We start from the raw sequence: 20705 nt of genomic DNA, 5'->3' as shown, positions 1-20705 counted from the left end.
TTAGTCCTCCTTTAAAAGCATTAAGATAATTATCAGGAAAAAAAGAAAGAGCCCATTTCTTACCTGTGCGCTCGTGGGTGAGCCGGACTGTACCTCGTTGGCATAATGCTCGCAGTTGTAGCCCAAAAGGTCATATGGCCTCCCTCTCAGCGCCAAAGCACGCTCGATGGCAAGTTTTCGTTGTGCAGCTGTCCCGATAAACTTTGTAATCCTTTCAATACGCTTCACGGTGCGGAAAAAAGTATTGGCTTCCACGACGCGTACCCCAAAAAACTTGTGGTTTTCAGCAATCAGCTCAATACCCCTGTCATCGCTTCCTAAGTAGATCGCATGGTGCATAGATAGTCCGGTCTGGAAAAGGGGTTCGACGATTCCATCGCCGGGCTCCAGGTTATACAATTTTTGATATTTCATTATTATATATTTAAAGGGTCTCCCCAGATTGCCACCCAATGTTGCCAGGCCGTTCCGACAAATCTTTCCAGTTTAATACCCAAAGCAGCAGTTGTCTGCTGAATATCAGTCCTAGCTTGGGTGGCGGTGTTGGAGGGATGATAAAGTGTTGTGTTTGGCAGGTTGATTACCGAGCCATCATGGGTAATGGTTTTGGTATAACCCAGTTTTGCCATTTCTTTTTTAAGTTCCACATGCTTTGCAGGAACATCATAAGTAATTAAAATTGCCATTTAAATAGTGTTTAAAGGTGTTGTTAAAATAGTTTTTTGTTTTATCTTTGTTTCATCAATAAAACATTAATTGGTTTTGTTTCATCAAAGATACAGTTTGAAATACTGTTTCACAAGTGAAACATAGTTTTATTTTTAACAAATTTTCCACATGCAATCAACACTGAATACCGAGCTATTGGCTGGTATGATTAAAAGTAAGCGAGGGAATAAGGGGCTTAGAACGATTTCCGATGAGATCGGCAACGTCAGCGCCCCAACCTTATCGAGAATAGAGCAGGGAAAAGTGCCTGACGTAGAAACCTTTATCAAGCTTTGTAACTGGCTTGAGGTACCTACAGATACTTTCATTTCCCAGGACCAGCCGACAAGCCTAATTTCCAATAAGGAAAAAGCGGTTGCTCATCTTCGCGCGGACCGCGAACTTGAACCTGAAACACTCAACATGCTCATCAAAATGATCGACATGGCCTACTCAACCAAATAAACTGACGTGGCGGCAAAGGATATTTTACAAAGGGGCTTTAAGTCGAAGGCGGAGAAACTCTCCATCGGATATCGCGAACAGCTGGGACTGAGAGCTTACGCACCTATGTGCGCTTTTAAGCTGGCCGCTTCGATGGACATCAGCATTTATCCGGCCACAGATTTTTTAAACGATGCTAAAGAAATACAAAGCCTAAGTGCTACCGGTGCTGGGGGTAGCGGATGGAGTGCACTAACAATGAGAACCGCCGCAGGAAATACTATCATTATCCACAACCCTTTCCATTCCTCTCCACGCCAGCAAAGTGATATCATGCATGAACTGGCTCACATCATCTGTGGACACGCTTTTCAGGAAAATGAATATGACTTTGCCATCCCCATGGGCATGCGCAGTTTTAACGAACTTCACGAAGAAGAGGCCAAATGCCTTGGCTCCGCCCTTCAAATCTCCAGGCCGGGTTTACTTTGGGGGTTGAAGAAAAGCATGAACCACCAACAGATGGGCGCCTACTTTAATGCCAGTACAGAAATGGTGGCCTACCGCATGCAGATCACCGGTGCTGCCCGGCAACATGCATACAAGCCCCGTGCATATGGTTGACGGCGCAGGAATCACTACCTTACCAAGATTTTAGTTTTTATTGCCAAATTGCCCCATCTAGCCCTAGTAGCGTCTCGCTAAGACCAAAACCAAACTAATTATAGGTAGATCTAAACAAAAAAGCCCATCTTTCGATGAGCTTTTAGTCCTTAGGGAGGTACTGAATGTCGAGCTTTTTCTCAGCAACCTTTATTTTTACTAAAGTCGCGTTTAAAAAGTACCTTATTATTTTGCTCAATATAGTCGCCCGATACAATCAAATAGGGATGATTGGGCGAATAGCCAGCGCTGCGGCTTTTTACCATTATTTTGTCGTTAACTTTCAGGCCATTTAACTGCTGAAATTCCTTAAGCGTGAATTGCATCATGTATTCTTCGCCATCAATCCTAACGATAAGCCATTTTGGTCCTGATTTCGCGTTTGCGCGCTGAAAAGTAACCGAGGTGACCACGGCTTCCATATTGCTGAAATCCTTTATGTACTTCCTTATCTTATCATGACTGGCATGCACTTTTTTACCTTCGGGGGAAAGCTCCCATTTTTTGTACCTGATCCCGTCAGGAGAGGCTTCCCATTTTTTCTTGTCCTCCACCATGCGGGCTTTCCGCTCAGCGATAGATAGGGGTTTTGGGGATGGCTTAATTTCACGATTGGCAAATACTAATCCGCTCACCACAACCAGTGGTAAGATCAGCACATAGATGGTTTTTTTCATATGTTTCATATCCTTTCAAATTGATTAAGCGAATCTAGTTTGATATTTTTCGGATGGGGTGATTTGGATTGTAAATAAAAATGTAAATTTTGTAAATAAATCGTAAATCGTATTTAACGGACGATTGTAGCCCCTACTCATAGTCTTTAGTTAAGCACTGCGGTAGTCAGTCTGAGCATGGTCGAAGACTTCTTGAGATTGATGAAACGCAAATTTATGCCCTTCGACTACGCTACCATCGACATTATTTTGTAATTACTTACTGATAAGATATTTGCGACACTATACATTTCCACCCAGCTAGGCCACAGTACAGTATCCCCGTTCCGCTTAAATCCGGCCTAACAAATTTTTCGGATTCTGCTGGCCCAGCCACCCTACTGACCTCTAAAGAAAAATTTTCAGCCGGCATTTTTTGTTTCTTTTTGATGCCAAAAAGAAAGAGCCTTTCGGCGGCGGCGAGCCGAGGCAAGAATAAGCCGCTGGGCAAAAAAAGGATATGCGTCATTCATATTATTTATACAATAAATTATCCCTCAGGGTGACATCTTTTTGCGATTTATCCCTTAACTTAACGACATTGATTCCCTCGCTGGCTGCATGTTTGCGATAGCAGAAAAAATTGAGGTTAGTTAAAAATCCCTATACAAAAGGCCCATCTTTCGATGAGCTTTTAATCTTAGCATCAATCCACGCTTGCTGTTACGGGTTCATTATTGCCATTTACTGCGTGCGTTTCTTTTCCTCCTCACTGGCCGAGGTTCTTTTTCTGGCCGCGGTTGGATTACCGCCCAACCGGTACGAGAAGCTTAAAGTAGCACTGCGTGTATCATTTTTTTCATAAAAACCATTATGTTGATTTTCGTAATCAACATCAATACGGTAGGCATTTCCATAAAACATATCGTTTACAGCCAACCTTAAAGTGCCTTTGCCCTTAAACAAACTCTTGCTCACACCAGCGCTCACATCATAAAGCTTTGCTAGTTTATAAATGCCCTGTATGGTAGGAGAAGAATACCATGCGCTGATTTCCGCTTTCAATCCCTGTGTTTTGTTCAATGTAAAAGCATGGTTCGTGCTTAGGTAAATACCCCAAACATGATAATCATAACGGGCCTGTAAATATCCCGACTTTTCCTGGCGGTAGGAGCCCTGTGCATAATTATTAATTTCCCACCAGGAAGCCGGCTTAATGGGGAAGGATGCCGAGAAACCCATTTCCTGACTTAAATCGAGGTTTCTTTGGGTATCATAAAAGAGTTTTGAGCTGTTATCCTGTACCGAGATATTACTAAAATAATCAACCACCCGCCGTAGGTAAAATGAAATGTTATACTGCTGTTTATAGGTATAGCCCAGTTCGCCATTGTAAATAAAAGCAGGTTGCAGTGCAGGGTTTCCTTCCAGGTAAGTGTAAGGACTGGTATAAGATTTAAAAGGGTTTAACCTCCAGTATTCAGGTCTGTTGATCCTTGAATTATAAACAAGGTTTATTTCGTTGTCTTTATTCATTTTATAGGCTACAAAAAGCGTTGGGAAAAGCTTAAAATAGTGGTTCTGGTTATTGGTGTTTAATACCAGCGATTTTCCGTTTGTCCGGGTATATTCACCCCGTAAACCGCCCTCAAAGCTCCATTGGCCAGCATCTCCGCTAATACTGGCATAAATAGCCGATATGTTTTCTGCATATTCAAAGCGGTCGCTGCGGTTAGGTACCAATTCAGGACCAGTGGCCGGATTATTATAAAAATCAAAACTGTTGCGTGTGCGGATACTGCTATATTTTACACCCGATTCAAACGTCCATTTCTTCCAGAACTTATCGGTATAATCCAGCTTTCCCGAATAGATATCGATATTCTGGTCAGACGGGGTAAAGATGTGGTAATTGTCGGGAAGCAGATTCCCATTACCCAATGTGCCATAAGTATCTACCTGTTGGCTGTTTTTGTTCTGGTAAGGCACATAATCTAAATCCACATTAATATTCCGCCCGTTGGTATCTAATTTGATCTTGTAGTTGAGATTGAAACTATATTGATAGGCTTTTCCGTTAGAAACATTTTGGGTATGAAGAATAGAATCTGGTAGTGCCGAGTGGTTGTTAACAATAGTCGTTAATGTACTATTTGGCCTGCTGTTCGCACCATTGTAGCCATTTACCAAAATACCGATTACCTGTTTGTCGGTCAGGTTGTAATCTGCGCCGATTTTATAACTATTGGCCTTTCCCGAACGTATTCCCGATTTATCATTCCGCCAATCCGAATAGTTTCCCGGGGAATCGAAAATGATGTACTCGCTTTCTGTATGGTCCTTTTTACGCCTGCTGTAGCCATAACTGCCATATACATTCAATTTGTCTTTCCGATAATTGAACACCATACTGGGGTTATAGCTGCTATAGGTTGATTGGGTATAACCGCCGGAAAGCACCAGGTTAAAGCCGTCGCCTTTTGGTTTTTTAGAAATAATATTGATTACTGCACCGCCCTGGGCATCATACCTCGCCGTTGGATTGGCAATAATTTCTATTTTGGCAATATTGTCCGAAGGAAGGCTCCGGAGATATGCGGCCAGATCTTCTCCCGATAACCTGATGGGCTTATCATCCATGTAAATCACCACACCTTTATTGTTCGCCGTTACGCCGCCGTCAAAACGGGTCTGTACGCCCGGTGCTTTGCCCAATGCATCCCAAACCGTTGCACCACTTGCTACGATGCTATTTTCGACATTGAATATCACCCTGTCGATTTTTCTCACGATAAGTGGTTTTGAAGCAGATACTGTAACCTGCTCCAGGGTTTTATCCTCACTGATCATCACGATCACAACCGAATCCATCGGAAGATTCAATGTTTGAACCGTATTTTTATATCCAACAGCATTAGCCTTTAAAATGTAACTGCCTTTAAAAGGCTGCGGGAAACTGAACAACCCGTTTTTTGAAGTCTGGATGGATAGGGTCGAGTCTCCACGCCGCAAGCCAATGGTTGCCCCATCAATTGGTTCACCGGTTTTGTCGGTTACCAAACCTTTACGTAATTGCGCTAAAGTGACCAAAGGGAAGCAGAAAATAAGGAGTAGGGTTAACTTTTTCATGTTTCAAAACTAAATGCTTTACATGTTAAACAAAGTTAATCTCGGTTAAATATGGTTAAATCTTCGGCCCAGACTTCTATAGATAAAATGAATTGTTCAATTTAGGGGAATGAAATGGCTTCGCTCCAGATATGTTCTTCCGCTGGCGGTTATTACACTGATCATTAGCCTGTGCCTGCAATGTGCATGGATACGGCAGTTGTATCTGGCGCAAAAGAAATCGGTTACTACAGTACTCGAATCTATTGTTAGCGATGCTTCGAGTCAGATAAGCTATCAGAGCATCGTGAAGGGGCATGAAAAAAGCACCCGTTTTCAGCAGTTTTTCCTCTCACCAGAATGGCTGGTGCTCAGGCATGCTTTTGATGATTTAAAAGTGGATAACCTGCGCAGCCGGTTCCATTATGGCATTACCAATGATAGTTCGGTGGTAGAAATGAAAATGTCGTTCCCGAACAATCCCAAAAAGCAAACCGATCATAAATCAACTTCCGTTATCGATGGCAAATCGCAACGGGAAGTTTCGCTGGAAGATCAGCGCGACCTGAAGGTGATGGATAGTTTAGTGAACCATCGGCTCAATGGCCTGGGTGTAGCTATCGATAGGCACTATGTCCTTTACGACTATTCCAGTGGGAAGTTGGTGAAAGGGAAAGCAGTTGCTAAAGAGGCATCCGCTTTCGCCAGTGGGAAATATACTTATAACCTTAAGTTTCAGAATCAGTATCAGCTGGTAGTGCCCAGTATTACCTGGCTGATCATTTATCAGATGAGGTATTACCTCATTTCGTCGTTCCTGATGCTGGCGCTTACAGCAGCCGCGTTCTACCTGCTCATCAGGCTGATGAAAAATCAACAGCTTTATGCCCAGGCGAGAATGAGCTTTACCAGTAACATGACGCATGAGCTCCAAACGCCAATCTCGACGATTGCTGTGGCCCTTGAATCGATCAGTAAATATCATTTGATTGATGAGCCCGAAAAGTTGCAGAATTACATCAATATAAGCCGTCATGAATTGCAGCGGTTACAAGCGATGATAGAAAAGGTGCTTAAACAGGAACAAATGGACCTTGGGAAAACAAAATTGCAATTTACCCTCTTCGAAATTCAATCCGTACTTAAACAGGTGATTTTTACGATGGATATTCAGGTACGCGAGAAGAATTCGCAGCTTATACTTGTGCCTTCTGATGAGCCTTATTTTATTAAAGGTGATGCGATGCATCTTGCTAACGTATGTTATAACCTGATTGATAATGCATTGAAATATTCGCCGGCCCAATCCAAAATTGAGGTCTCCTGCAGCATTGCCGATGGTGAGTTAACCATCAGCTTTAAGGATGATGGTCCGGGGATTAAAGAAATTTATCAGCAACAGGTTTTTGAGCGCTTTTTCAGGATTTTTAGCCAGGATAATATCCATAATGTGAAAGGATCCGGCCTGGGGCTTCATTATGTAAAACAGGTGGTAGAACTCCATGGCGGGCGTGTTGCGCTGCAGAGCAAAATAGGGAAAGGAAGTAATTTTATGATCATTTTGCCCTTATATGAAGAAAATTAAGGTTTTATATGCAGAAGATGAGCCTTTTTTGGCGCGCATTGTGCTCGATGGCTTAACCAGCAGTGGTTATGAGGTAAAGCTGGCTTTAGATGGAGCGCTTGCCTGGGCGCAATTTGTAGCAGAAAAGCCTGATATCTGTGTACTCGACATCATGATGCCCCAAAAGGATGGTTATACCTTGGCGGCCGAAATCAGAAAATCTGATCCCAATATTCCGATCATCTTTTTGAGTGCAAAAGCCCTTACCGAAGATGTGGTGATGGGATTTAAAAGCGGTGGAAACGACTATCTTAAAAAACCTTTTAGTATTGATGAACTGCTGGTGCGGATGGAATCACTTTTAAAGCGGTTTGGCCCTGCGAACAACGGGGAAAACGATACCGATAGAAAATACTGGTTTAGAAACTGTGAACTCGATCCTGTTGCCCAAAAACTAAAAACTTCTGTAGGTGAATATTCACTTTCTTATAAAGAAGCGATCCTGCTAGAATTATTACTGAAAAACCGAAATAACATTTTGGAACGTGAGGATGCGCTGATCAAAATATGGGGAGAAGACAGTTTTTATAATGGTCGCAGTATGGATGTTTTTATGGCACATCTGCGAAAGCTCTTAAAAAGCGAACCTGAAATACAGATCATCAGTTTGCGTGGAGTAGGATATAAACTCATTTGTTGATGATGTGTTATGATTGAAATTATAGCATGGCCCTGGTTTAGTTGCATGATTAAAATTGCATTAAAATTTATGATTGGCGGCTCAGGTAAATTATAATACAATTAAGACCTGATCGGACGTAAAAATGAAAAGGGCCCTCCCCAATGTCATCAAGTTAAAAGATAAATCTCAAAAAGATGTCACCCTGAGCGTAGTCGAAGGGCATTTATTTGCGATTTATCATCTCAAGAAGTCTTCGACTACGCTCTCCACAGGAGTCCTTCGGACAGACTGACAACCGCTGTAATTAACTTAATGATATTGGTTCCTCGCGGCCTGATTGGATATATTTTGGTCAATCTTTAAGATGCCTTGAATACTGGATGGCAAATAGTTGAGGCTACAGTTTGGAACGGAATCAGGAGAACTTTAGTCGAAAAGCCATTTTTAGAAATTATATTATTGATTTATAGGATGTTGATGTGGTTGAAAAGTGATGACTATCAGTTTTCAATCTGGTGCGCCTCATAAAATTTGGCGCAGAACAGGGTAGGTTTGAGCAACAGTTTAATCCAATAACCCTGCTATGAAAACATTTAACATATTCCAGAAAAAAATCAGACCTATCATCTTATTGTTTATGCTCTCACCGCTGGTAACAGTGGCGCAAACAACATATCAGCTTTCGCAAACAGCCGGCAATTCAGTTAAGGTATCGGGCACATCCAATGTCCACGATTGGTCGATGACATCCAAACAGTTCGAAAGCACAGGTACATTTAATTTCAACGCCCGTGGTGAAATGACAGATGTAACAGCCCTAAAATTTACCCTGGCGGCAAAGAGCCTCAAAAGCGGTAAATCTGCTATGGATGGCCGAACCTATAAAACACTTAACGCAACTGAGTTTCCTAAGATAAGCTATCAGCTCACTTTTGCAACAGTTACCATGGTACAGGCAAAAAGGTATTCGATTCAGACCACCGGAATCCTCACCATTGCCGGGAAAACACAAAGCCTTTCAATGAAGGTAATGGCTTTGGTAAATGCAGATGGTTCCATCAGTTGCCATGGCAGCGAAAAATTAATGCTCACCGACTATGGTATAGAACCACCAAGTTTTATGCTTGGCGCAATGAAAGTGGGTAATAACTTGGTTGTCCAGTTCCAGTTCGACTATGTTAAGGCATCAGTAGCAAAATAACAGTTCATCACTAAGATAAAATCATGAAAAATAAATTTACATTACTTTCTACCCTAGCGGTAGCCATTATAAGTTCGTATAGTTTTGGCGTCCAGGCGCAGGTTTCCAATCTTAGGCCTTATGATAAATCCGGTATTAATGTTTTTGAAGCACCCAAAGATAGCAATGCCGTGTTTGATAAAATAAAAGTCCGTTTTGGTGCGGGATTTACCCAGTCTTTTCAAGGGCTGAAACATGAAAACACATCGGGCGGGCTATATAAAATAACCCCGGGTTTTAATACTGCCAATGCCAATCTGTTCATGGATGTACAGCTTTCAGATGGGATCAGGCTGAACCTCACGAGCTATCTTTCTTCCCGCCACCACAACGAAACCTGGGTAAAGGGTGGATATATCCAGTTTGATAAGCTGCCGTTTAGGGGCAAACTGTGGGAAGATATTATGGCGGTAACAACCATCAAAATCGGACACATGGAAATCAACTATGGCGATCAGCATTTCCGCAGGTCGGATGGCGGGCAAACGATTTATAACCCGTTTATCGAAAATTACATCATGGATGGCTTTACAACCGAAATCGGCGGCGAAGTTTTAGTGAGAAAAAATGCACTGTTTGGTTTAATCGGTGTTTCCAATGGGATGATCAAAGGTAATATCGATAGCCTGATCGCGACTCCCCAGGATGCAAATGTGCACAAATCACCAGCCGTTTATATAAAAGGCGGCTTTGATAAACAATTGAACAGCGATTTGAGGGTGCGTTTAGCAGCTTCTTTTTATAGCAATAACAGTTCTGGTGGACAGACCTTATATGGCGGCGACCGTACCGGCTCGAACTATTTTATGGTGCTGGAAAAAGTCGGCGCAGTAAATACGACCAATGCTTTCTCCGGACGGTTTAATCCTGGTTTTACCAAAAAAGTTAATGCCCTTCAACTAAACGCATTTATAAAATTTCAGGGGCTAGAACTGTTTGCGACTTATGAAAACGCAAAGGGAAGATCAAAAACAGAGACAAGCAGCCGCGGAGCTGAGCAAATGGCAATAGATGGCGTTTACAGGTTCGGCAAGACAGAAAATTTCTTTATCGGTGCAAAATACAATGTGGTTACCGCCGCAATGCCTAATGTGGCAGCTGCCGGAACAACACCTGCAATAACTTATAATAATGATGTAAAAATAGACCGCATTGCTATTGCTGCAGGATGGTTTATGACCAGAAACATATTGTTAAAAGGTGAGTATGTGAGCCAGAAATATAAAGATTTCCCGACTGCGGATTTCCGGAGCGGGGGAAAATTCAAAGGTTATGTTATCCAGGCTGTTGTAGGATTTTAACCAATAGACTATTTGGCTGGAGCGGTTTTGTTCCAGCCTTTAAAAATTATGATGAAGCCACTGTTAATCTTCCTTTTTTTGCTGTTGGCCGGCTTGAGGCCTACAGGGAAAACCAAAAGTACCTCAAAATGGGTAGTGAGTGAAAACAGTATGCTCACTGTTAATGGATCTACCAATATAAACCGCTTTTCCTGTGTAATCCTGCGGTATCCCAAAACCGATACCGTTCTGGTTTCGAAGGATAAAACAGACCATATTGCGCTTTCAGGAATCTTAAATCTGGAGGTGAAAAATTTTGATTGTAACAGTGCGATGATGACTAAACAGCTACTAAATACCCTGCAGGAGAACAGGTTTCCGGTGCTAAGGATCAAATTCCTGTCCTTAAAAGAAATCCCTTCCGAAAGTCAGAATAGTTTTGTTAAGGGTGATGTGGAGATCACGCTATCAGGGGTATTAAAAAGATTCGAAATCTGTTATCAGATAAATGTTAAACGAGGTTCTATCGAACTGATAGGGCAACAAGCCATTAATTTTTCTGATTTTCATCTGATTCCTCCACAAAAAATAGGCAGGATCATCCGGGCTAAAGATCAACTGGTTGTGGCTTTCTTTTTAAAAATGGAACGGGCAGGGTAATTCAGTTTGCTTAAATCCTACTATCGTATTGTGGTTCTAATTAACTGTTTTTATTAACAAAAATTAACATAATCTTCGGTTAAACTTCAGAATGTCTTCAGATTTCGCCCATAGTTTTGTTACAAAGGATTCTGGTCCTAACGCAGATGCTCTATTGGAGTAGAAGATTTATAAGGATTAGGAAAGCTAAGAACTTTTTATAGATAGAATTTTACAAATATTTTTCTGCCGTTGCTCGTCGTTACCTAACGGTTATCTGTCGAGACATTGGTTAAGTATTTTAACGTATTGCTCATATTCACTATAAAAAGACCATGGATAGCAAAAAGAAATTGGAAGCTTTGGGATTACTGCTACTCCCTTTGCACTGATTAACTGCCTTAAGCATGGAATACCTTTATCTAAAAACATAAGGTTATTGGATAAACCAGCTTTCCGCTCATTAGACCTTTGCGCTACCCAGCTAACAGGTACAACTTTAAAAATTTATTCTTTTTATGAAATTACTTTTTGTTGCCCTTTTTGGGCTGTTCGCCGTTCCAACATTGTGGATGGGGAATTTTTCAGAAGCGCAGAAACAGGCTAAAGCTATGCATAAACAGATCCTGATCAATTTTTCTGGCTCTGATTGGTGCGGTCCATGTATCCGCCTACGTAAAGAGATTTTAGAATCTGAAAGTTTTGAACAATATGCCTCTACCAATCTTTTATTGGTCAGGGCGGATTTTCCAAGGCAGAAGAAAAATCAGCTTTCAAAAGAACAGATCAAGCTCAACGAATCATTAGCAGAAGTATATAACAAGGATGGCAAGTTTCCATACACGGTTCTGGTAGATGAAGATGGAAAAGTACTCAAAAGCTGGGACGGATTTCCTAACGAGAGTGCACAGGCTTTCGTTTCCGAAATCGATAAACTTAAAAAATAACTTCAGGATGGCTAAACCAGTTTCTGTAAACCGGATACTCAAGCTCATGGGAAACCGCTTTGAGTTTACTGTCATCGCTGAAAACGGGCAGGCAGGTAATGAGGCGATAGATGCTGCAATAGCAGAGGTGAGGCGAATAGAACATCTGCTAACCACTTTCAGCGATCTTAGTCAGACCAGTCTGATCAATGAAAACGCAGGGTTAAAGCCTGTAAGTGTAGATGACGAGGTTATCGGGCTTATTGAACGGTCGATCAGGATATCAGAAATTACCGATGGTGCTTTTGATATTACCTATGGATCGATAGATAAGCGGCTTTGGAATTTTGATCAAAACATGACCAGCTTGCCTGATGAAGCAACCGCGTTGGCATCTGTTGGGCTCATCGATTACAGAAATGTGATCCTGAATAAGGAAAAATCGACAGTGTTTCTGAAAAATAAGGGTATGCGTATCGGTTTCGGCGGAATTGGCAAAGGCTATGCAGCCGATAAAGCTAAACTCATCCTACAGCAAATGGGGATAAGCAGTGGAATTGTAAATGCTGCAGGCGATCTGGTTACCTGGGGTACACAGCTTAGTGGCCACTCGTGGACAGTAGGTATCGCCGATCCGGACCAGACCGATAGGCCATTTTCTTCGCTTAAGATTAGCAACATGGCGATTGCCACTTCTGGCAGTTATGAAAAATATGTTACTATAGGTGGAAAGCGCTACTCGCATACGATCGACCCCAAGACTGGGCTCCCGGTAAGCGGTGTGAAAAGCGTGAGTATTATCTGTCCCAGTGCCGAACTGGCAGATGCCCTGGCCACGCCAGTTGTGGTAATGGGCGTAAAAGTAGGGCTCGAACTAATCAACCAGATTAAACATGTGGCCTGTATTGTAATTGATGATCATGATCGGATATATACCTCAAACAATATTAATGTGATATAAATATGAAAAGTTCCAGAACATTTTTCCTTTCAATGGTTACCGCAGTTTCGCTGGGCAGCCTGCTTAGTGCCTGTAGCAGCGTAAAGCCTTATCAAAAAAGTAAACTTAATGATGCAGATATGATTCTTTCGGCCCGCAAAGCCCAAAAATTTGAACAAAGTTTTCAGCTTTACCGCGAGGGTGCCTCGGGTGCCAACGGAGGCAAAAGCGGTGGTGGCTGTGGCTGTAATTAACATGGCGATTAGAAAATGAGAAAAATATATCTTCATGTGCTTTTCATGTACTTCGGTATCTTGAGCACCTATGCACAAACCAGGCCCGAGCCTGCAAAAGCAGATAGCAGTAAATATCAGTCACGGAAGTTAAAAGTTGATGAGATCAACCTGGTTTCGGCCTATTACCACCAGAATGGTAATAATTCTGCTGTTACAGGTGGTATCGGAACTGAGAAACTGAGCGATTTTGCCAACACCATAGATCTTCAAATGTCCAAGTTTAATAAAAGAGGTAAAAAAAATACCTTTCTTTTCGAACTCGGTGTAGATCATTATACTTCGGCTTCTTCTGATAAGATCGATCCTAGTACCATTTCTTCAGCTTCTTCGGCCGATACCCGTATTTATCCCTCACTCAACTGGACCCACTCTAATGAAGAAACCGGGAATTCATTCGGTTTTACAGGGTCTTATTCAACAGAGTTCGATTACCAATCGATGGGTGCAGCTTTTAATTTAACCCGTTTATCAAAAGACAAAAACACGCAGTTTGACTTTAAACTTCAGGCCTTTCTAGATCAATGGACGGTAATCTTACCGATAGAACTGCGAACGGCAAATACCGGAAGAGGCGGTGAGCAATATGATACTGCGCCGAGGAATTCCTTCAGTGCATCCTTTTCCCTCTCGCAGGTCATCAACCAAAAATTTCAGGCTTCGCTGATTTTAGAGCCATCTTATCAAAAAGGATTGCTGGCTACCAAGTATCAACGGGACTATTTTACAGATGGTTCGATGCGTGCTGAAACCCTGCCAGATAAGCGTTATAAGTTACCTATAGGTTTGCGGATGAACTACTTTTTGGATGATCGTTTTGTGATCCGCACTTTTTACCGCTATTATATGGATAACTGGGGCATAAGGGCACACACAGCAGAGCTTGAAATTCCTGTTAAGATCAATTCGTTCTTTTCTATAAGCCCATTTTATCGTTATAATAACCAGGTGGGAACCAAATACTTTGCACCTTATGGCCAGCATTCGCCATCGGATCAGTACTTTACCAGTGATTATGACCTATCCACGTTGACCAGTGATTTTTATGGTGCAGGTATTAGGTTTGCTCCACCTAAAGGCGTTTTCGGTTGGCAGAGATTGAATATGCTTGAATTGAGATATGGTCACTATTCCCGGTCAACAAGCCTGGTTTCCAATATCGTATCGTTAAATCTAAAGTTTAAGTAAGCCCGGTTTATCTAAACTGCCCTTTTTCCAACAGTGAAATCGTGCTGAGCTGAATCTTGTTTAACCTTTCCTGGAGTTCGAGGGCTTTGTTCTTTTCATTGAGCAAAGCCTTCAAACGGTCTACTTCTGCCGTAAGTCTTTGTTTCTCCTGTAACTCCATCTTCGAGAAAACCTTTCCACTTTCGTAATAGCTGAAAAAATTATAGTTCAGGATTTCACTCAAGCGGACCAAAGTAAGAATATCGATAGTTGCGGTATTCAGTATCTCCTGCGTTTTTGTTTTGCTGATCTCAAGGGCGGCGGCAATGTCTGAAACAGAGATATCTTTCTGCTTCATTTCCTTCCAGATCATTAAGCCTATATGGACACTCATTTTGTATAATGGATAATTTTGAAACATTAAAATTACGTAAAGCATCATGATTTAATCTTTTTTTGTGGTAATGATAATTAGTCTAAATATCCCTTCCTTATGGTTAGTAGAAAGGTTTGCCTTTGCTCGTACACTGGATGAGGATCATTATAATAATTGATGCTGCTCATATTTTTAACATAGGGTTTTTACAAACTTTATGCTTAATTAAACAGCGCACATTATGAAAAAGATCCTGGTACCCGTTGATTTCTCTGCTACTGCAGAGAACGCAGCCGATTATGCAACTGATCTGGCCCATGGTATTGGTGCCAGGGTAGAACTGTTAAATGTTTTTCAGGTTCCTGAGTTTTCTCCTGCTGCCGCATCTCTGGTATGGCCGCTTGAAGAATATAAGCTGATAGAAGATGATGCTAAAAAGGCCTTGGGCAAACTGGTCGAGAAGGTTGAAGAAAAGTATAAAAAAGCGCATCATGAGCTTGGTTTTAAAGCAGAAGTATTTGGGAGATCTGTTCGTGGCCAGGTTGAACAAGAGATTAGCAAGTATTTTACCGAGAGTAAAATGAATCTCGTTGTGGCCGGATTAAACCGCGCAGATAAGTTAACCAAAACGCTTATGGGCAGTGTTGCCAGAAAAATTATCGAGCAGGAAATACCTGTTTTGCTTATACCTGCGGGATATAGGTTTAAGAAACCTAAAAAGATCGCTTTTGCCACAGATTTTAGCCATAGTGATATCCCCGTTTTATGTACACTTGCCGAATTTGCAAAACCTTTTAATGCCGATATACTCATTACACATACCGGTAATTCAAAATCAGAACCAGAAGGTTATAAGCATGCAACCGAAGATTTTTTAAACCGGGTTGCCGATCGGGTTAACTATAGAAATATCTACCATAGGCATATAAACAGTGAGCGGATTAAGGACGGTTTAGACTGGATCGTAGAAAACGGACAGATCGATATCCTGACCATGGTGCACCGAAAACATAGTTTTTTTCATCAGTTGCTTAAAGGTAGCTATACCCTGAGCATGTCAGATCATATTCAGATCCCGCTTTTGGTTTTACCGCCGTCACATAACATTCCGATGTAATGGATTGATAATGAATAAATTCTATTCTTAAATCTATCATAAACAAAAAACGATGTACCCAAAAACAATGAAAGCTGCAGTTATCCATGAATATGGAGGACCACTGGCCATAGAAGAACTTCCGGTTAGACCGCTCAATCAATACGAGATTTTGGTTAAGGTAATTTCATGCGGTGTTTGCCACACCGATCTGCATGCCTGTAATGGCGACTGGCCGGTAAAATCAAAAATGCCATTGGTGCCAGGCCACGAAGCCATTGGGTTGGTAGCGGCAATGGGGCACGATGTTAAAAGTGTTAAAGAAGGAGATGTAGTTGGCGTACCATGGTTATACAGTGCCTGTGGCTGTTGCGAATTCTGCTTAACAGGTTGGGAAACGTTATGCTATGAGCAGCAGAATGGAGGCTATAGTGTAAACGGAGGTTTTGCAGAGTATGTAATTGCCGATTCGAGATATGTTGCCCATTTCCCTTCTCATGTAAATTTTGCAGAAATGGCACCCATTATCTGTGCCGGGGTTACTGTATACAAAGGTTTAAAAGAAACCGAGGTTAAAGCAGGTGAGTGGGTAGCCATATCAGGTATTGGCGGGCTCGGCCATCTTGGGGTTCAGTATGCAAAGGCCATGGGTTTTCAGGTTGCCGCGATTGATATTTCAAACGATAAATTGGAAATGGCCAGGAAACTCGGTGCCGACATTGTTGTTAATGCGCTGGAACAGGATCCGGGTGAATTTCTTAAAAAACAAACCGGTGGCATGCATGGTGTACTGGTTACGGCAGTAACACCTATTGCTTTTAGTCAGGGGCTTTCGGCATTGCGCAGAAAAGGTACTTTATCACTAAATGGATTACCTCCGGGCAGTTTTGACCTTCCCATATTCGATACCGTGTTGAACAGAATAACCATCAGGGGCTCTATTGTCGGCACCAGAAAAGATATGCAGGAAGCGATCGAATTTGCGGTAGATGGAAAGGTAAGGGCGCAGGTTAAATCAGCTAAACTGGAAGACATTAACGAAGTATTCGGACAGATGAAAAAAGGTGAGATTGAGGGGCGGATTGTTTTGGATATTTCTGGTGATTAGGTGTTTATCAATCAATATTAACGAATAAGAAGATGTTAGGAATATTAAAAGAAGAGGACATAGAAAAGCTCCTTAAGGAACAATATATTGGCCGTTTGGCCTGCCATGCCCATGGGATAAGTTACATTGTGCCCATTAATTATGTGTATAGCAGCGGCATGGTTTACGCCCATTCTGCTCCAGGGCAAAAAATCAGGATGATGAAAAGCAACCCCAATGTCTGCTTTCAGACTGATCAGATCCGCGATACTTATAATTGGAAAAGTGTGGTGTGCTGGGGCAAGTTTGAAGAAATTACGGATGCTGCAGAAAAACAAAGAGCCCTTCAGGGGATCATCCATCGGATGATGCCTTTAACCAATACTCCTTCGGAGCAACCATCGCATGGAACTGGCAAGAAAGATCCTTATGATGAAGATATTATCGTGTTCAAAATTATCTTTCATCTTAAAACAGGTAGGTTCGAGATAAACGATAGCGTTGAATGAGCGGTTTTAGTAAAATAAGTATATCCCAAACTTTCCAAAAAGGCATATTATAAAAACGTTAAAAGTGACCCTACTCACTTTTCGTTTTGACAGGCATCATCCCCAGATCAGTTCTACTACAGTAGTTTTGCTGTCGAAACCATTGAGGGTGTATCATAAAGGCGATTTCGCCTCAGATGCTGTCATGTTGAGCCTGTCGAAACACCTTAGAGGGTATTTAAGCAGGTCATTCGACAGGCTCAGGATGACAAATCTATCTTTATGATGCAACCTCAGATTACATAACGAAACACCATGCCACATTCATTCCATATCCCCGTATTGGGCCTCGGTTATTCTATCGATACGCCATTAAAAGTTGCCAGATACGGTATTTCATCAGTGCTGTCTATTGTTGATGATGAACTGATCGAGCGCATGCGTGCTTATCATTCAAAAAATCGGTCGGTTCATTTCGAAGCCATTCCAAAAGGAGCAGCTGATAGCCGGAGTAAACGCATCACTGCCTACCTCAATTTTTTGCTGGAAACGATAACCGACGATTTTAAAGCCCTAAAAAAGCAGGATTTTAGTGCCGGAAATGATATATGCCGTTATTTCGAACTACTGCCTGATACGTCTAAATTAAAACATGGTTACCAACTGATGCTGGACTATCCCGAAGGTGAAACCAGGCAGACCTTCCAATCGCTTTTAAAAAATGCAATGCGGATGGGGGCTATTGATGTGAATATTATGGCCAAGGTAGATAAAATGAATTATGTAGATGACCAATACACAGGCGATCTCAATACCGATGCCTTAAGTGCATTACGTGGTTTTGCCGAAAGTAAACTGAATGCCTCAGTTGTGCTGTCTGCTGGTATGAACCCGAAATTATACAGCTATATGGAAAACTTTGATGACTTTTTCCCAGATGAAAACGAGAATCTGAAAAAGAAAATCATTTTAAAAGTAAGCGATTTCAGGTCGGCCCTGATCCAGGCTAAATTTTTGGCAAAAAAGGGTTTGTGGGTTTCAGAATTCAGGGTAGAGTCGGGCTTAAACTGTGGTGGCCATGCATTTGCAACAGAAGGTTATTTACTGGGGCCAATTTTGGAAGAATTTAAGCTCAAAAAAAACGATATGCTTGCTGAGCTTTTTAAAATGTACCAATCTGCTTTGGCACTAAGAGGCATACAAATAGAAAACCCACCCAAACAGCGGGTAAGTGTTCAGGGTGGAATTGGCACCGCTGCAGAACACGATTTCCTCCTTCAACATTACAATCTCGATGCCACGGGTTGGGGAAGCCCATTCCTATTGGTACCCGAAGTAACTAATGTAGATGCCGAAACACTGGCACAATTGGCCAGCTCAACAGAAAGCGATTTTTACCTGAGCGGAGCCTCTCCACTGGGTATCCGGTTCAATAATTTTAAAAACAGTACGATAGAACTTCAGCGTACCGAGCGGATTGAAAAGGGCAGGCCCGGAAGCCCATGCACCAAGAAATACCTTTGCAACAATACCGAATTTACCGAGCAGGCCATCTGTACGGCATCCCGCGAATACCAGCACTTAAAAATCAAAAGCCTTAAAACTGCTGGCCTACCGGCAGATGAATACCAAAAACAGTTTAATCTGGTTACTGAAAAAGTTTGCCTTTGTGAAGGCTTATGTGCCGCTACCTATTTGAAATATGACATGGCTAAACCCAAAGAAAGTACCGCAGTAGCCATTTGCCCGGGGCCAAACCTGGCTTATTTTTCTGATGTATATTCATTCGATGAAATGGTTGGCCATATTTACGGAAAAATTAACCTGCTGGCACAAATAGAAAGGCCACATATTTTTATCAAAGAACTTAACCTCTATATCGATTATCTTCAGGATGATATTAAACAGCAGCTTCAACATTTTAGCGATAAAAAAAGGAAGCAGTTAAACGCATTCAAATTCCAGCTGGCCGAAGGGATTAATTATTATAAAAAGCTTTTTGCCGACGTTGCAGACCAGGCATCTGGAGAATTAAAAGGATTATATGAACAGCTGGCGAAGTCGAAAGACAAACTGGACGGATTGATTGTTGAATAAGCAGAAAAAGATCGGGAATAACTTTTCTATATTTACAAGGATATACTGATGTATTACATGGATAGATCGAAATTTTTAGATGCCATTATTGAAAATGCCATTGATGGGATTATTACCATTGATGATAAGGGGATTATAGAACATTTAAATCCGGCTGCACTTGAGCTTTTTGGTTATGGCAGAGCAGAACTGGTTGGAAAAAACGTATCGGTTTTAATGCCAGAGCCCGATCATTCACAGCATGATGGCTACTTATCCAGATACGAACATACCGGACAGAAACACATTATAGGTATTGGCAGGGAGGTTTCAGGAAAGCGTAAAGACGGCTCGGTTTTTCCTTTCAGGCTGGGGGTAAGCGAAATAAAATTTAGCGACCGTAAAATTTATACCGGTTTTATCCACGATCTGAGTAAAGAAAAGGCCAATGAGGAGCAGATCAGAAGTTACACCGAAAAACTAGAGGTCAAGATCAAAGAACGTACACACGATCTGGTAAAGCTGGTATCCGAGCTCGAAATGGCCAAAGAAAATATGCAGGCGCTTTTTCAGAAAGAGAAAGAACTCAATCAGCTCAAAACAAGGTTTGTTTCTATGGCCTCGCATGAGTTTAGAACACCGCTCAGTTCGATACAATTATCGGCTTCTTTAATCGATAAATATACCTCCAGACATGATGTGGCCAGTGTAGAAAAACATACGCTGAAAATCAAAAACTCGATCAACAATCTCACTACGATCCTGAACGATTTCCTCTCATTGGAAAAACTTGAAGCGGGAAAAGTGGAAGCATCGGCACAATCTTTCAACATCATCAGTTTTGCTGAAGAAATAGCTGAAGAAATGCAGATGATGACCAAAGAGAACCAGCACATCATTTACGAACACACAGGTACAACCGCCGAAGTTTACCTCGATCCGAACCTGTTGAAAAACTGTGTCATTAATCTGATTTCCAATTCGATAAAATACTCTGGCGCAGATACTTTGATCCAGTTCAATTCTATTTTAAAAGATGATGAACTCATTTTGGAGGTGAAAGATAATGGAATCGGCATTCCAAAAGTAGATCAGCAAAATCTGTTCGAACCATTTTTCAGGGCACACAATACGGGCGACATCCCCGGCACAGGTTTAGGCCTGAACATTGTGAAAAGATACGTAGGTTTGATGAACGGAGCGGTAAGCTGCCAGAGCGAACAAAACTCAGGTACTATTTTTACACTCACCTTTGCGCTAGGTAAATAATTT

The 20705-nt window shown here is 41.8% G+C and carries 21 protein-coding genes; 16 read left to right on the top strand and 5 right to left on the bottom strand.

Translation table 11 applies throughout. From position 1 onward, the window contains the following. On the bottom strand, window positions 1–414 hold the full coding sequence (locus tag AC07VK_RS22980; protein WP_492963284.1) for a lecithin retinol acyltransferase family protein: 414 nt from the start codon (window positions 412–414) through the stop codon (window positions 1–3). A 2-nt stretch (window positions 415–416) separates the two neighbouring features. Next, window positions 417–686, bottom strand: coding sequence for a hypothetical protein (locus tag AC07VK_RS22975; protein WP_492963286.1), 270 nt, complete (start codon window positions 684–686; stop codon window positions 417–419). Window positions 687–837: 151 nt separating this feature from the next. On the opposite strand from AC07VK_RS22975, the gene AC07VK_RS22970 reads away from it, so the two are divergent. Next, the gene (locus AC07VK_RS22970; protein WP_492963287.1) at window positions 838–1173 is read left to right on the top strand and encodes a helix-turn-helix domain-containing protein; all 336 of its coding nucleotides are present in this window, start codon (window positions 838–840) and stop codon (window positions 1171–1173) included. Between the two features lie 132 nt (window positions 1174–1305). After that, on the top strand, window positions 1306–1776 hold the full coding sequence (locus tag AC07VK_RS22965) for an ImmA/IrrE family metallo-endopeptidase (protein WP_494939837.1): 471 nt from the start codon (window positions 1306–1308) through the stop codon (window positions 1774–1776). Window positions 1777–1955: 179 nt separating this feature from the next. On the opposite strand, the gene AC07VK_RS22960 is transcribed toward AC07VK_RS22965, so the two are convergent. Together AC07VK_RS22960 and AC07VK_RS22955 are read right to left on the bottom strand one after the other, a co-directional pair. Continuing rightward, complete coding sequence (locus tag AC07VK_RS22960) at window positions 1956–2492, bottom strand: hypothetical protein (protein WP_492963291.1); 537 nt, start codon at window positions 2490–2492, stop codon at window positions 1956–1958. A 723-nt stretch (window positions 2493–3215) separates the two neighbouring features. Next, the gene (locus AC07VK_RS22955; protein ID WP_492963293.1) at window positions 3216–5600 is read right to left on the bottom strand and encodes a TonB-dependent receptor; all 2385 of its coding nucleotides are present in this window, start codon (window positions 5598–5600) and stop codon (window positions 3216–3218) included. A gap of 109 nt (window positions 5601–5709) precedes the next feature. On the opposite strand from AC07VK_RS22955, the gene AC07VK_RS22950 reads away from it, so the two are divergent. The 9 genes from AC07VK_RS22950 to AC07VK_RS22910 all read left to right on the top strand — a co-directional run bounded on the left by AC07VK_RS22950 (window position 5710) and on the right by AC07VK_RS22910 (window position 14331). Then, window positions 5710–7164 carry a sensor histidine kinase gene (locus tag AC07VK_RS22950; protein ID WP_492963295.1) on the top strand — a complete coding sequence of 485 codons (1455 nt, stop codon included), beginning with the start codon at window positions 5710–5712 and terminating at the stop codon, window positions 7162–7164. Beyond that, window positions 7151–7843, top strand: a complete 693-nt coding sequence (locus AC07VK_RS22945) for a response regulator transcription factor (protein WP_492963297.1) — start codon at window positions 7151–7153, stop codon at window positions 7841–7843. Before AC07VK_RS22950 ends, AC07VK_RS22945 begins: the two co-directional genes overlap by 14 nt. Before the next feature lie 565 nt (window positions 7844–8408). Continuing rightward, window positions 8409–9026 (top strand): YceI family protein, encoded by a 618-nt coding sequence (locus tag AC07VK_RS22940; protein WP_492963299.1) that lies wholly within the window; start codon window positions 8409–8411, stop codon window positions 9024–9026. Window positions 9027–9049: 23 nt separating this feature from the next. Next, entirely contained in the window at window positions 9050–10366 is a 1317-nt protein-coding gene (locus tag AC07VK_RS22935; RefSeq protein ID WP_492963301.1) for a hypothetical protein, read from the top strand. A gap of 48 nt (window positions 10367–10414) precedes the next feature. Further along, on the top strand, window positions 10415–11005 hold the full coding sequence (locus AC07VK_RS22930; protein WP_492963303.1) for a YceI family protein: 591 nt from the start codon (window positions 10415–10417) through the stop codon (window positions 11003–11005). A gap of 497 nt (window positions 11006–11502) precedes the next feature. Then, window positions 11503–11931 carry a thioredoxin family protein gene (locus tag AC07VK_RS22925; protein WP_492963305.1) on the top strand — a complete coding sequence of 143 codons (429 nt, stop codon included), beginning with the start codon at window positions 11503–11505 and terminating at the stop codon, window positions 11929–11931. A gap of 7 nt (window positions 11932–11938) precedes the next feature. Continuing rightward, window positions 11939–12871, top strand: a complete 933-nt coding sequence (locus AC07VK_RS22920; RefSeq protein WP_492963307.1) for an FAD:protein FMN transferase — start codon at window positions 11939–11941, stop codon at window positions 12869–12871. A 2-nt stretch (window positions 12872–12873) separates the two neighbouring features. Then, the gene (locus tag AC07VK_RS22915; RefSeq protein ID WP_477610551.1) at window positions 12874–13104 is read left to right on the top strand and encodes a DUF4266 domain-containing protein; all 231 of its coding nucleotides are present in this window, start codon (window positions 12874–12876) and stop codon (window positions 13102–13104) included. 15 nt (window positions 13105–13119) lie between these two features. After that, window positions 13120–14331 (top strand): DUF3570 domain-containing protein, encoded by a 1212-nt coding sequence (locus tag AC07VK_RS22910; RefSeq protein WP_492963309.1) that lies wholly within the window; start codon window positions 13120–13122, stop codon window positions 14329–14331. A gap of 7 nt (window positions 14332–14338) precedes the next feature. Here the strand turns inward: AC07VK_RS22910 and AC07VK_RS22905 are convergent, their stop codons facing one another. Beyond that, window positions 14339–14704, bottom strand: a complete 366-nt coding sequence (locus AC07VK_RS22905) for a helix-turn-helix domain-containing protein (protein WP_492954288.1) — start codon at window positions 14702–14704, stop codon at window positions 14339–14341. A gap of 223 nt (window positions 14705–14927) precedes the next feature. Here AC07VK_RS22905 and AC07VK_RS22900 point away from each other — a divergent pair, with 223 nt between their 5' ends. The 5 genes from AC07VK_RS22900 (at window position 14928) to AC07VK_RS22880 (ending at window position 20702) form a co-directional block, all read left to right on the top strand. Continuing rightward, a complete protein-coding gene (locus AC07VK_RS22900; protein ID WP_492963311.1) occupies window positions 14928–15803 on the top strand; it encodes a universal stress protein in 876 nt (291 codons plus the stop codon). 67 nt (window positions 15804–15870) lie between these two features. Continuing rightward, entirely contained in the window at window positions 15871–16890 is a 1020-nt protein-coding gene (adhP, locus tag AC07VK_RS22895; protein WP_493053052.1) for an alcohol dehydrogenase AdhP, read from the top strand. Between the two features lie 32 nt (window positions 16891–16922). Further along, the gene (locus AC07VK_RS22890; protein WP_492963315.1) at window positions 16923–17378 is read left to right on the top strand and encodes a pyridoxamine 5'-phosphate oxidase family protein; all 456 of its coding nucleotides are present in this window, start codon (window positions 16923–16925) and stop codon (window positions 17376–17378) included. Window positions 17379–17672: 294 nt separating this feature from the next. Further along, window positions 17673–19454 carry a hypothetical protein gene (locus AC07VK_RS22885; RefSeq protein ID WP_492963317.1) on the top strand — a complete coding sequence of 594 codons (1782 nt, stop codon included), beginning with the start codon at window positions 17673–17675 and terminating at the stop codon, window positions 19452–19454. A gap of 57 nt (window positions 19455–19511) precedes the next feature. Further along, on the top strand, window positions 19512–20702 hold the full coding sequence (locus tag AC07VK_RS22880) for a PAS domain-containing sensor histidine kinase (RefSeq protein WP_492963319.1): 1191 nt from the start codon (window positions 19512–19514) through the stop codon (window positions 20700–20702). The last annotated feature ends 3 nt before the right edge of the window (window positions 20703–20705 follow it).

Source organism: Pedobacter sp. GW821-FHT01D05, from assembly GCF_059422505.1.
Note: the sequence above shows the minus strand (reverse complement) of the source record. Positions and strands in the feature narration are given on the sequence as shown.

What these genes read in the sequence shown, in the direction of transcription:
- AC07VK_RS22980 (WP_492963284.1), bottom strand. Translation starts at nt 414, where the DNA reads ATGAAATATCAAAAATTGTATAACCTGGAGCCCGGCGATGGAATCGTC.
- AC07VK_RS22975 (WP_492963286.1), bottom strand. Translation starts at nt 686, where the DNA reads ATGGCAATTTTAATTACTTATGATGTTCCTGCAAAGCATGTGGAACTT.
- AC07VK_RS22970 (WP_492963287.1), top strand. Translation starts at nt 838, where the DNA reads ATGCAATCAACACTGAATACCGAGCTATTGGCTGGTATGATTAAAAGT.
- AC07VK_RS22965 (WP_494939837.1), top strand. Translation starts at nt 1,306, where the DNA reads ATGGACATCAGCATTTATCCGGCCACAGATTTTTTAAACGATGCTAAA.
- AC07VK_RS22960 (WP_492963291.1), bottom strand. Translation starts at nt 2,492, where the DNA reads ATGAAAAAAACCATCTATGTGCTGATCTTACCACTGGTTGTGGTGAGC.
- AC07VK_RS22955 (WP_492963293.1), bottom strand. Translation starts at nt 5,600, where the DNA reads ATGAAAAAGTTAACCCTACTCCTTATTTTCTGCTTCCCTTTGGTCACT.
- AC07VK_RS22950 (WP_492963295.1), top strand. Translation starts at nt 5,710, where the DNA reads ATGAAATGGCTTCGCTCCAGATATGTTCTTCCGCTGGCGGTTATTACA.
- AC07VK_RS22945 (WP_492963297.1), top strand. Translation starts at nt 7,151, where the DNA reads ATGAAGAAAATTAAGGTTTTATATGCAGAAGATGAGCCTTTTTTGGCG.
- AC07VK_RS22940 (WP_492963299.1), top strand. Translation starts at nt 8,409, where the DNA reads ATGAAAACATTTAACATATTCCAGAAAAAAATCAGACCTATCATCTTA.
- AC07VK_RS22935 (WP_492963301.1), top strand. Translation starts at nt 9,050, where the DNA reads ATGAAAAATAAATTTACATTACTTTCTACCCTAGCGGTAGCCATTATA.
- AC07VK_RS22930 (WP_492963303.1), top strand. Translation starts at nt 10,415, where the DNA reads ATGATGAAGCCACTGTTAATCTTCCTTTTTTTGCTGTTGGCCGGCTTG.
- AC07VK_RS22925 (WP_492963305.1), top strand. Translation starts at nt 11,503, where the DNA reads ATGAAATTACTTTTTGTTGCCCTTTTTGGGCTGTTCGCCGTTCCAACA.
- AC07VK_RS22920 (WP_492963307.1), top strand. Translation starts at nt 11,939, where the DNA reads ATGGCTAAACCAGTTTCTGTAAACCGGATACTCAAGCTCATGGGAAAC.
- AC07VK_RS22915 (WP_477610551.1), top strand. Translation starts at nt 12,874, where the DNA reads ATGAAAAGTTCCAGAACATTTTTCCTTTCAATGGTTACCGCAGTTTCG.
- AC07VK_RS22910 (WP_492963309.1), top strand. Translation starts at nt 13,120, where the DNA reads ATGAGAAAAATATATCTTCATGTGCTTTTCATGTACTTCGGTATCTTG.
- AC07VK_RS22905 (WP_492954288.1), bottom strand. Translation starts at nt 14,704, where the DNA reads ATGAGTGTCCATATAGGCTTAATGATCTGGAAGGAAATGAAGCAGAAA.
- AC07VK_RS22900 (WP_492963311.1), top strand. Translation starts at nt 14,928, where the DNA reads ATGAAAAAGATCCTGGTACCCGTTGATTTCTCTGCTACTGCAGAGAAC.
- adhP (WP_493053052.1), top strand. Translation starts at nt 15,871, where the DNA reads ATGAAAGCTGCAGTTATCCATGAATATGGAGGACCACTGGCCATAGAA.
- AC07VK_RS22890 (WP_492963315.1), top strand. Translation starts at nt 16,923, where the DNA reads ATGTTAGGAATATTAAAAGAAGAGGACATAGAAAAGCTCCTTAAGGAA.
- AC07VK_RS22885 (WP_492963317.1), top strand. Translation starts at nt 17,673, where the DNA reads ATGCCACATTCATTCCATATCCCCGTATTGGGCCTCGGTTATTCTATC.
- AC07VK_RS22880 (WP_492963319.1), top strand. Translation starts at nt 19,512, where the DNA reads ATGGATAGATCGAAATTTTTAGATGCCATTATTGAAAATGCCATTGAT.